General features: G+C 63.4%; 12 protein-coding genes. 10 read left to right on the top strand and 2 right to left on the bottom strand.

What is annotated here, in order from left to right:
* The first annotated feature begins 2 nt into the window (after positions 1–2).
* The 5 genes from HRQ64_RS08900 (at position 3) to HRQ64_RS08880 (ending at position 2,540) form a co-directional block, all read left to right on the top strand.
* Positions 3–992 carry an ABC transporter permease gene (locus HRQ64_RS08900; RefSeq protein ID WP_172123030.1) on the top strand — a complete coding sequence of 330 codons (990 nt, stop codon included), beginning with the start codon at positions 3–5 and terminating at the stop codon, positions 990–992.
* 67 nt (positions 993–1,059) lie between these two features.
* Entirely contained in the window at positions 1,060–1,314 is a 255-nt protein-coding gene (locus HRQ64_RS08895; RefSeq protein ID WP_172123029.1) for a helix-turn-helix transcriptional regulator, read from the top strand.
* Between the two features lie 99 nt (positions 1,315–1,413).
* Positions 1,414–1,614 carry a hypothetical protein gene (locus tag HRQ64_RS08890; protein ID WP_172123028.1) on the top strand — a complete coding sequence of 67 codons (201 nt, stop codon included), beginning with the start codon at positions 1,414–1,416 and terminating at the stop codon, positions 1,612–1,614.
* Positions 1,615–1,699: 85 nt separating this feature from the next.
* The gene (locus HRQ64_RS08885; protein WP_210258530.1) at positions 1,700–2,134 is read left to right on the top strand and encodes a GFA family protein; all 435 of its coding nucleotides are present in this window, start codon (positions 1,700–1,702) and stop codon (positions 2,132–2,134) included.
* Positions 2,135–2,147: 13 nt separating this feature from the next.
* A complete protein-coding gene (locus HRQ64_RS08880) occupies positions 2,148–2,540 on the top strand; it encodes an ester cyclase (protein WP_172123026.1) in 393 nt (130 codons plus the stop codon).
* A 53-nt stretch (positions 2,541–2,593) separates the two neighbouring features.
* Here HRQ64_RS08880 and HRQ64_RS08875 read toward each other — a convergent pair whose 3' ends face one another.
* Positions 2,594–4,507, bottom strand: a complete 1,914-nt coding sequence (locus tag HRQ64_RS08875) for a glucose/sorbosone family PQQ-dependent dehydrogenase (RefSeq protein WP_248308198.1) — start codon at positions 4,505–4,507, stop codon at positions 2,594–2,596.
* Positions 4,508–4,827: 320 nt separating this feature from the next.
* Here HRQ64_RS08875 and HRQ64_RS08870 point away from each other — a divergent pair, with 320 nt between their 5' ends.
* Positions 4,828–5,508 (top strand): hypothetical protein, encoded by a 681-nt coding sequence (locus HRQ64_RS08870; protein WP_172123025.1) that lies wholly within the window; start codon positions 4,828–4,830, stop codon positions 5,506–5,508.
* A gap of 26 nt (positions 5,509–5,534) precedes the next feature.
* Here HRQ64_RS08870 and HRQ64_RS08865 read toward each other — a convergent pair whose 3' ends face one another.
* Complete coding sequence (locus HRQ64_RS08865) at positions 5,535–5,891, bottom strand: hypothetical protein (RefSeq protein ID WP_127752740.1); 357 nt, start codon at positions 5,889–5,891, stop codon at positions 5,535–5,537.
* Between the two features lie 281 nt (positions 5,892–6,172).
* Here HRQ64_RS08865 and ytfQ point away from each other — a divergent pair, with 281 nt between their 5' ends.
* The 4 genes from ytfQ (at position 6,173) to yjfF (ending at position 10,755) form a co-directional block, all read left to right on the top strand.
* Entirely contained in the window at positions 6,173–7,144 is a 972-nt protein-coding gene (ytfQ, locus tag HRQ64_RS08860; RefSeq protein ID WP_349236688.1) for a galactofuranose ABC transporter, galactofuranose-binding protein YtfQ, read from the top strand.
* Between the two features lie 118 nt (positions 7,145–7,262).
* The gene (locus tag HRQ64_RS08855; RefSeq protein ID WP_172123024.1) at positions 7,263–8,780 is read left to right on the top strand and encodes a sugar ABC transporter ATP-binding protein; all 1,518 of its coding nucleotides are present in this window, start codon (positions 7,263–7,265) and stop codon (positions 8,778–8,780) included.
* Positions 8,777–9,781: an ABC transporter permease gene (locus HRQ64_RS08850; RefSeq protein WP_127752737.1), complete on the top strand. Its 1,005-nt coding sequence runs from the start codon at positions 8,777–8,779 to the stop codon at positions 9,779–9,781. Before HRQ64_RS08855 ends, HRQ64_RS08850 begins: the two co-directional genes overlap by 4 nt.
* Positions 9,778–10,755: a galactofuranose ABC transporter, permease protein YjfF gene (gene yjfF, locus HRQ64_RS08845; protein ID WP_172123023.1), complete on the top strand. Its 978-nt coding sequence runs from the start codon at positions 9,778–9,780 to the stop codon at positions 10,753–10,755. Before HRQ64_RS08850 ends, yjfF begins: the two co-directional genes overlap by 4 nt.

The following is a 10,755-nucleotide window of genomic DNA, read 5'->3' as shown; positions in this document are numbered from 1 at the left end:
CGATGAGCATCCAGGCGCATTCCGCTCCCGCCGACCGGTGGAGCACGCTGCGGCAAAGCCTCGATCTGCCGGTGCTGACTGCCTTTGGCTGCATCATCGTGCTGCTGGTGGTGGGGAGCCTTTATTCCCCCAACTTCCTGTCGCCAGAATATCTGCTGCAGCAACTCAAGGTGGGGGCGTTCCTGGGCATCATTGCCACCGGCATGATGCTGGTGATCCTCTTGGGCCAGATCGACCTGTCGGTGCCCTGGACGGTAACGGTGGGGGCGATGATGGCTTCGGCGGCCGCCGCCTATGGGCCGATGGGCGAGTTCTTCGCCATTCCATTTGGGGTGCTGTGCGGAGTGTTGCTGGGGCTCGTCAATGGTGTGGGCGTTGCCTATCTGCGCATCCCGTCCATGATCATCACCCTTGCGGTCAACGCGGTCGCGCAAGGGCTGATGGTGGCCTATTCCGGGGGCTCGTCGCCGCGCGACTCGGCTTCAGCCGCGATGCGCTTCATTGCAACGGGCGATCCGATCCTGGGCATTCCCAATGCGGTGATCGGCTGGGCCATCACTGGAGCGCTGGCGGTGTTCCTGCTGCAGCGCACGACTTTTGGACGCTCGGTTTATGCCATCGGCAACAAGGAAAGCGCGGCTTACCTTTCGGGTATCCCCACCCAGCGGGTGGTGATGGTGGCGTTTGCGCTTTCGGGCGGGCTCGCGGCGCTCGGGGGCGTGATGCTGGCGGGATATGGCGGCAAGGCGGCGCAATCGATGGGGGATGCCTATTTGCTGCCGGCGATCGCCGCCGTGGTGCTGGGCGGCACTTCGATTTTGGGCGGGCGCGGCAATTATCTGGGCACGGTGGCAGGGGTGATCCTGATCACGCTGCTGCAATCAATTTTGTCGGTGATGCAGATGGCCGAATATGGCCGGCAGATCATCTATGGCGTGGTGATCGTGGCCATGCTGCTGCTGTATGGCCGCTCGCCCAAGCTCAAGGCGTGAGGGAATAAGGGGAAACGCTTGCGGGCCTACCACGTTGAGGTCCAGCTTTTCATCTCTGGAGACGATCATGGCCGCGATGCGCATTCCCCTCACCGACCACTCGCCCGTTGCCGACCGGGACCGGCGCGAACGCCTCGGCATCACCCTTGATGACCTCGCCGCCCGCGCGGGGATCTCGCCGCAGGAATTGACCAGCTATGAGCAGGCCAAGTCGGAAAGCGATGCGAGCCCGACCGTGGCAATGAAAGTGGCCGATGCGCTCGACGCCTTTGAAAGCGAGATCGAGGACGGCAGCGAAGAACCCGAAGCGCACCCGACCTGAGGCGGAGTGGCGTGAGCGGCGCCTGAGCGCCTGCGGGGCTGGTCGTTGTGCTCGGCGGCGGAGCGTGCGAAAACAGGCCACCCGAGAGGAGACAGCCGCATGTTCACGCAGATCCTGATCTATACCTTCTTTTTCGCGGCGGGCGTGCTGGCGCTGTTGGCGCTGCTGCGCGCCTTTTCGGCGCGGGATGTGCCTGATGTGACGCGCTTTCACACCCTGCTCACCGACTTAGCGCTGGCACTGATGCTGGTGGGGTTCGGGCAGGTGCTGCGGCTGTTGTTTGCCATTCTCCAGGGCTAAAGAGCGCTCGCCCGTTAGCGGGCGCCGTAGATTGACAGGACGACCAGTATAGATGCCGAAAACCGGAAGCTGCGAATGCGGGGCCGTGACCTACAGGATCGCGGCGGACGAGCCGGTGCATGTTTATGCGTGCCACTGCCTCGATTGCCAGTTGCGCAGCGGCAGTGCCTTTGCGGAACACGCCATGGTCCGCGCCGCCAGCTTTGAATGCGAGGGGGAACTGGACGCCTATCGGCGCAAGATCGAGGGCATGGTTTCCGAAGAACTGTTCTGCCGGGAATGCCATACGCGCCTCTTCAACCGCAATGATGTGCTCCCGGGCATGGTGTTCCTGCGCGCTGGCACCTTGAACGAGCGGCAGGCGATTGCGCCGGTCGCGCATCTGTGGACCAGCCGCAAGCAAGCCTGGGTGATGCTGCCCGAGGGCGTTCCGGCTTTTCCCGAGTCGCCGACGCCGGCTGAATTCGGCGCGGCGATTGGGCAGGCCCAGAGCCGGGTTGAGGCTGCGGGCGCCGTCTAGCTGGGAGGGGGCGATGGCGGGTGACGATCTGGGGGCGATCTATCGGCGCTATATCGACTGCCTCAATGCCCAGGACTGGGAGCGGCTGGGCACGTTCGTGCATGCGGAAGTCAGCCATAACGGGCGGGCGTTCGGGCTGGCGGGTTATCGCGCGATGCTGGAGGAGGATTTTCGGCAGATCCCGGATCTGCGGTTCCAAATCGACCTGCTGGTCTGCGAGGGGGCCAATGTGGCGGCGCGCTTGTGGTTCGACTGCACGCCACGCGGGAGCTTTCTCGGGCGGCCGGTAAATGGGCGGCGGGTGCAATTCGCGGAGCACGTGTTTTACCGATTCGAGGATGGGCAGATCAAAACGGTCTCGTCGGTGCTGGACAAGTCGGCGGTCGAGGCGGCGTTGCCGAGTTGAGCAAAAGAAAAGGCGGGATTGCTCCCGCCTTTTGCGTCACGGTTGCAGCTCGACTAGCGCTTGGCGGCCACCTCATCGATGGTCAGCGGCCCGAAGTCGTTGCTCCAGGAATTGCGGATATAGCTGCCGATCTGGGCGATGTCCTCGTCGCTGAGCTCATCACCAAAGGGTGGCATATAGCCCAAGCCATGGATCACGGTTGAGGCGACATGGCCGGCATCGGCCAGGTTCTGGTTGCCGGCAAGCACTGCGCCGGCGCCGCCCTGACCGTTGACGCCATGGCAGGCCGAGCAGGTGGAGACGAATTTAGGCTGGCCGGCACTGACGAGAGAAGCAAGATCGGCCTCCCCTGCCCCGGCGGCCGGTGCGGCGGCAGCATTATCGGGAGCCGCGCCTCCCGCGGGTGCCGTTTCGGTCCCCTGATTGGCCGGGTTCTCCCATTCCTCGGGGCCACCGGCAGGCGGCACGGCTTCGGACGCAGGCGCGTCGGTTGGCACGTCGCCGGCGGTGCCAATCACGCTGCCTTCCTCGCCACCATAGGTGAACTTAAGGATCGCGCCGGGATTGTGCAGCACGCTCGTGGTCAGCTCGTCGCCATACAGCTGGACGACGGAGCCAAAGGCGTCGGTGGCGATGAAGACATCTCGGCCATTGGGGGCGATGATTACGTCACGATAGCGGTTCTGGCTGCCGAGCCAGGCTTCGGGCAGGCCATCGACCGATTTGCCGTCTTCGCTCATATGCTGGACGTAGAGCACGCCATGCTTGAGGGTCGGCATCAGGATGGAATTGTCCCACTCGGCAATGCCGTTCTCGCCGGCTTCGTAGAACAGCACCGATGCGGGGGCGATGGTGGGGTTGCAGATGAAGCCGCACTGCTCGCCAAAGGGGAAGTCACTGTCGACGGTGAAATAGGTGGCGAGCGGATCCACCATCTCGCCCTCGAACTCGGTTTCAGCCGTTTGCGGGACCGTGTCGGGCACTGGAGTAACGATGCGCTCGATATCGGACGGGGCCTCGCTCCAGTTGATATAGGAATAGGCCATGTCATCCTTGAAGCCGGCGACATTGGGCCAGCCATAATTGCCGCCGGGCTGGATGATGTTGAGCTCGTCGTCGCTCGAGGGGCCATGCTCGGCTTCGTAGAGCGTGCCATCAGGACCAAAGGCAATGCCCTGCGGATTGCGGTGGCCATAGCTGTAGATGTGGCTGCGCACGCCGTCGATCTCCGGGTTGTCCTCGGGGATGGAGCCGTCGAGTTCCATGCGCAGGATCTTGCCCGAATAGGTGTGCCAGTCCTCGGCGCTGACTTCCTCGGCGGTCGGCAAAGCCTGAGCGAGGTTGGGGCGGCGGAAGTTGCGCCCGAAATTGGCGCCCTGCTCGCCGATGGAATAGTGGAGCTTCATGTCCGGACCGATGACGACGCGCCCGGCATTGTGGTCGTTCCAGGCCGGCAGCCCCTCGATGAGGACCGTGGGGTCGCTCAGTTGCATCGTGGCTTCGTCATAGGTGTAGCGCACGATCCGGGCGGATGGATCGGGCTCCTCGGCCGTGCCGTTGTTGACGGTGTAGCTCAGATACACATAGTCGTTGCCGGTGCCCTGAAGCAGTTCAGGATGAAGCGCCAGGCCCAGAAGGCCCTCGTGCTGCACGCCGGTGTAGACGTCATCAAGGGTCAGCAGCACCTGCTGGTTGCCGGTCTCGGGATCAACGCGAGTAACTTCTCCACTGGTGCGCTCGGTGACCCAAATCTGGTCGTCGGGACCCCAGCGCATGGCCCATGGATTGCTGAGGGCCGTGGACACAACGCGAGAGGAAAACAGCTCGTTCTGACCCTTGGGGATCTCGACGGGCGTTTCTTGCGCCGAGGCAAGCATGGGCATGGCGAGCAGGCCGGCCAGTGCTACTCCAGCGAGCAGGCTTTGGGTGGATAGGCGACCCATGCTGGTCTTGGCGCTTGAATTCATTGATATTCCTCCTGAACGAACTGACGCTGCGGCATTTTGGCCGCTAAGGCGCCGCATGGCAACCGGCTGGTTGCAAGAAGAGCGGACAATGGCCGGCAACGTTCATAGTAAGTTCTGCAAGAGAATCCGGTCTAGCAGTCAAGCCACTGATGGCATTGGACTTCGCGAAGCTTGGCGAGTGAGTCTTAAAACGGCCCTGCTTGATCTTGCGGGGTACGGCTCCTATGACACCGCCTTGGTTGTCGCCGTGCCCGGACAGGTCTGTCCGGGCTACCTGCCGCGGCAGCGTTGCCGTTTGCACCAGCCAGGACGGGCCGCCGATGAAGCCTTGGATCGAGCTTGATACCGCCAGCGTACCGGGTGGTGACACGCGGCTGCGGCTGATGCAGCGCGGGGACGAATATTCCATCATGCTGGGCACCAATGAGCTGATGAATAGCCGGCTCAGCGGCTCCGAAGAAGAACTCGCGCGGCTTGCCTGCGAGCCGATCAAGGCGCGCCCCAAGGCCCATATCCTGATCGGCGGGCTCGGGATGGGGTTCACGCTGCGGGCAGCGCTCACGCTGCTCGATGCGGATGCGCGGATTACCGTCGCCGAGATCGTGCCGCAGGTGATTGCCTGGGCGCATGGGCCCCTGGGGCCGGTTTTCGGTGATTGCCTCCTCGACCCTAGGGTGAGCGTGGTCGAGGCCGATGTGCGGCGGCTGATCGGAGCGGGGAAGAACGCCTATGACGCGGTGCTGCTCGATGTCGATAATGGCCCTGACGGGGTCAGCCGGGAAGGCAATGATGCGCTTTATAGCCGGCCGGGACTGGCGGCGGCGCGGGCGGCATTGCGTCCGGGCGGGGTCCTGGCTGTGTGGTCAGCCCATCCCAGCGCGGAGTTCACGCGCCGCCTCGAGGGCTCGGGCTTTGCCAGTGTCGAGGAGAACCGGGTGCGGGCTCGCTCTGGTGGGCGTGGGGCGCGTCACATGGTTTGGACGGCGCGAAAAGTCGGCTAGCCCGGAAGCAGGCGACCGGCCCGACGTTACAGGCCTGGGCCGGACCAGCCATTGTCCGTCGGTTCAACCGGGCAACGGAAGGGCAGGAAGGTGCTTGCCGCCCCGGCATTCATCATTGCCAGCGTGAGCGCATTGGCGATGTCCAGTTCCACCCGCGAGCGCGGGCAGGCCTCCACCGGTTCGGTGCAGCCACCGGCGATGAAGTTCTCGTTGGCGGCAATGAAGGCATAGTTGACCTGGGTCTCGTCGGCAGCGGCGACGGCATCCGTCCAGGCTGCCTGGTAAGCCCCGCATTTCTGCTCAACCCAGGAAGCCGATTGCTCCTGCCCCTGGGCGGGCATGATCATGGTCAGCACAATGGCCGCGAAGGGGAGCAGCTTCATGGGTTTTCCTCAGGCCGGGCGGTTTGGCGAGTCTCTCGTCCATGCTCCTTTGCCGGTGCTTTGGGGAAAGATCATGTCCGGGACAAAAAACTGGTGTGGTTGCACCCAGGTGAAGTGAGGGCTCACCCTCTGCTCTCTGCCCGGGAAGTATAGGCCTAGCCAGTTACTTGGGTCTGCTGCAGAGCGGCCCCTCAACCCACTTTACATATAATAGTACTTTTAGTAGGAGTGCATCACCGTCGCAGGTGAATACGCCGCGACTGGCACATGGGAGGTTACCAGTGAACATCATTACCAAGCTTGCCCTCGCGGCAGGCCTCGCTACCGCCTTGTCTTCCGCTACCCTGGCGCAGGATGTTTCCGGCAAGGTCATCGGCTTTTCCCAGATCGGTTCGGAATCGGGCTGGCGCGCGGCTGAAACGGCTGTGACCCGGCAGGAAGCCGAAGCGCGCGGCGTCGATCTCAAATTCGCCGATGCCCAGCAAAAGCAGGAAAATCAGATCAAGGCCATTCGCGGCTTTATCGCCCAGGGCGTTGACGCGATCCTCGTCGCGCCAGTGGTGGCGACCGGCTGGGACGACGTGCTGTCCGAAGCCAAGGAAGCCGAGATCCCGGTTGTGCTGCTCGATCGGGGCGTCGATGCCCCTGAGGATCTGTACCTCACTTCCGTGGCCTCTGACCAGGTGGAAGAAGGCCGTGTGGCCGGCCAGTGGCTAGTCGACAATGTTGGCGACGAGGACTGCAATGTCGTTGAGCTGCAGGGCACCGTTGGCTCCACGCCCGCGATCAACCGCAAGAAGGGCTTTGAAGAAGCCATTGCCGGCCACGACAACATCACCATCGGCCAGAGCCAGACCGGCGACTTTACCCGCGCCAAGGGCAAGGAAGTGATGGAAGCCTTCCTCAAGTCGTCCAATAATGGCGCCGATATCTGCGCCGTTTACGCTCATAACGACGACATGGCGGTTGGCGCCATCCAGGCGATCAAGGATGCCGGCCTCAAGCCCGGCACCGACATCAAGGTCGTGTCGATCGATGCCGTGCCCGACATCTTCCAGGCTATCGCGGCCGGCGAAGCCAATGCCACCGTCGAGTTGACGCCAAACATGGCCGGTCCGGCCTTTGATGCGCTGGCCGCTTACTGGGCTGATGGTACCGAGCCCGAGAAGTTCATCATCACCGAGTCCAAGCTCTATACCGCCGAGAACGATCCCGAGGGCGAATACGAGCGCCGCAAGGATCTCGGTTACTGACCTGATCGCATCGCAATTGCATCCCGGCTCCGCGTCGGGGTGCAAGTCAGACCCATGACCGGGCCGGCGAGCTGCCGACCGGCTCATCCAAGCGGGTCGGCCGAACCAGGAGGCGGTTTTGTCAGACGGCCCTTATGTGCTTGAAGCGCGCGGTATCACCAAGATTTTCGGCAATCACCTGGCGCTCGACCAAGTCGATTTCAGCCTGCGCGCGGGCGAGGTGCATGCGCTTCTGGGTGAGAATGGCGCCGGCAAATCCACGCTGATCAAGATCCTCACCGGCGCCTACCAGCCCGATGGCGGGCGGATCCTCGCAGAAGGGCGGCCAATTGTGCTGGCTAATCCGCAGCACGCTCAGACCCATGGCATCGGCACGGTGTATCAGGAGGTCAATCTCCTGCCCAATCGCTCGGTCGCCGAGAACCTATTCCTGGGGCACCAGCCGACGCGATGGGGCCTGGTGGACCGGCGCCGCATGGAGCGCGAAGCACGCGTGGTGCTGGCGCGCTATGGGCTGGCGCTCGACCCGGGCAGCGAGCTGGGTACCCATTCGGTGGCGGTGCAGCAGATCGTTGCCATTGCCCGGGCGGTCGAGCTTTCGGGCAAGGTGCTGATCCTCGACGAACCCACTGCGAGCCTTGACCGCAATGAAGTGGAGCGGCTGTTCGAGGTCATCAACGGGCTCAAGGCCCAAGGCATGGCGGTGGTGTTCATCACCCATTTCCTCGAGCAGGTGTTTGCCATCGCCGATCGCGTGACCGTGCTGCGCAACGGCAAGCTCGTGGGCACGCGCGACATCGATACGCTCAATCGCAGCGAAGTGGTGCGCCTGATGCTGGGCAAGGATATCGCCTTTTCCGGTGCCACCAGCCTTGAGGCCGATGGGGCGCGCGGCGAGGTGCTGCTGGAGTTCAAGGGCTATGGCCGCAAGCGCAGCGTTCATCCCTTCGACCTGACCATCCGCAAGGGCGAGGTGATCGGGGTCGCGGGCCTGCTGGGGTCGGGCCGCACGGAAATGGCGCGCATCATGTTCGGGGCCGATGCTGCGGACGAAGGCAGCGTGTCGATGGAAGGCGTGCAGCTCGTCATCAATCGCCCAACGGATGCGATCAATCACGGATTTGGCTTCCTGCCCGAAGATCGCAAGATCGAGGGCATTTTCGGCGATCTGTCGGTGCGCGAAAACATTGTCATTGCGCTTCAGGGCAAGCTCGGGTGGTTCACCGCGCTCAGCCGCGATGAGCAGCTCGAGATTGCCGGCAAGTTCGGGGAATCGCTCGATATCCGCGCCGCTTCCCTCGACATGCCGATCAAGCTCCTGTCAGGCGGCAACCAGCAAAAGGCGATCCTCGCGCGCTGGCTCGCGACCGATCCGGCCTTCCTGATCCTGGATGAGCCCACGCGCGGCATCGATGTGGGCGCCCATGCCGAGATTGTGCGCACCATCAACCGCCTGCGCGACGATGGCATGGCACTGGTGGTGATCTCGTCCGAGCTCGACGAAGTGGTCGCTTATTCCTCGCGTATCGTCGTCATGCGCGACCGTGAACTCGTAGCCGAACTGCATGGCGAGCAAATGAGCCCGGCCGTGATCGTGCAGGCCATCGCCAACCACAAGGAAGGAGAGGAGGCATGATCCGCCAGTCACTCAACCGCCTCGCCAATCCGCAGCTCCTCGCCCTTGTCGGGGTGCTGCTGATCAACTGGCTGCTATTTCCCAACTTCTTTCGCATCACCTGGCAGGACGGGCGGTTTTTTGGCAGCCTGATCGACGTGCTCAATCGCGGGGCGCCAGTTGCCATTCTCGCCATCGGCATGGCGGGTGTGATCGCCACCAAGGGGGTGGACCTGTCGGTGGGCGCCATCATGGCCGTCGCGGGCGCGGCGGCGGCGAGCCTTGTCGTGGCAGGCTATCCGGCGCCCATTGCCGTGGCGGCGGCGCTGGGGCTCGGGCTCGCCTGCGGGTTGTGGAACGGGCTGCTGGTGGCGGTGTTCAACATCCAGCCGATCATTGCCACGCTGGTGCTGATGGTGGCGGGGCGCGGCATTGCCCAGCTGATCACCGAAGGCTCGATCGTCACCTTCAACAATCCCCTGCTGGTCTTTATCGGCACCGGCTCGTTTCTCGGCTTCCCCATGGCGGCAGTGATTGCGCTGGTGCTGATGGTGGGGGTGACGCTGCTGGTGCGACGCACCGCGCTCGGGCTCTTCATCGAGGCTGTCGGGGTCAATCGCGCCGCAGCGAGCCTCTCGGGTATTCGCAGCCGCATGCTGCTGTTCTTTGTTTATGCCCTCTCGGGACTATGCGCCGCGATCGCCGGGCTGATCGTCACTGGAGATATTCGCGGTGCCGACGCCAATAATGCCGGGCTGTGGCTCGAACTCGACGCGATCCTGGCCGTCGTGATCGGGGGCACGTCGCTGCTGGGCGGGCGCTTTTCGGTGCCGATGGCGGTGGTGGGGGCGCTCATCATCCAGGCCATGAACACCGGCATTCTCGTCTCCGGGTTCCGGCCCGAGTTCAACCTCATCGTCAAGGCTGGCATGATCTTCCTGATCCTGCTGGTGCAATCGCCGCTCGCCGGCCGGGTCATGCCGCGCAAGCTGGTGGCCGTGCCCAAGGTCAAGACCTCATGAATCGCAGTCTCCGGCCGCTTCTCGCCACCCTCGTCATTTTCCTCGTTGCCTATGGGCTGGCCGTGCTCCAGTTCCCCGGGATGTTCTCCACGCGCGTCCTGGGCAATTTCCTCACCGACAATGCGTTTCTGGGCATTGCGGCGGTGGGCATGACCTTTGTGATCATCTCGGGTGGCATCGATCTCTCGGTGGGCGCGGTGATCGGGTTTACCGGCGTGCTTGTTGCCGTGCTGATTACCTGGATGGGGCTGCATCCAGTGCTGGCTTTTGCCATTGCGCTGGGCGTAGCGGCGGCGTTCGGCGCCACAATGGGGCTGGCGATCCATTTCCTCCAGGTGCCCTCGTTCATCGTCACGCTCGCGGGCATGTTCCTCGCCCGTGGTGGCGCTTCGGTGATCACCCAGGATTCAGTGGGGATCGACCACCCGTTTGTGGATTGGCTCACAAGCCTCATCATCCGCTTGCCCGGTGGCGGGCGGCTGAGCTTTATCGGCCTCCTAATGCTCGGGATCTTCGCCTTGGGCGCGGTGCTCGCGCATCGCACCAAGTTCGGCTCCTATGTCTATGCCATTGGCGGCAATGCGACTTCGGCGGCGCTGATGGGGGTGCCGATGGCGCGCACGACGGTGCTGATCTACATCCTCTCGAGCACGATGGCCGGGCTGGCGGGGATCGTGTTTTCCATCTACACCTCGGCCGGTTATCCGCTGGCGGCGGTTGGCGTCGAACTCGACGCGATCAGCGCGGTGGTGATCGGGGGCACGCTGTTGACGGGTGGCTATGGCTTTGTGGTCGGAACCCTTGTGGGCGTGATGCTGCTGGGGCTCGTGCAAACCTACATCATCTTTGATGGCACGCTTTCGAGCTGGTGGACCAAGATCGTCATCGGGGTGCTGTTGTTCCTGTTCATCGTGCTGCAGCGGCTGATCTTCGCGGCCTCCGGTCCGGGGGAAAAGGTACCCGAGAAGGCCTGA

Origin of the sequence: Devosia sp. 919 (assembly GCF_013185965.1) — a bacterium.
Lineage (GTDB): Bacteria > Pseudomonadota > Alphaproteobacteria > Rhizobiales > Devosiaceae > Devosia.
Note: the sequence above shows the minus strand (reverse complement) of the source record. Positions and strands in the feature narration are given on the sequence as shown.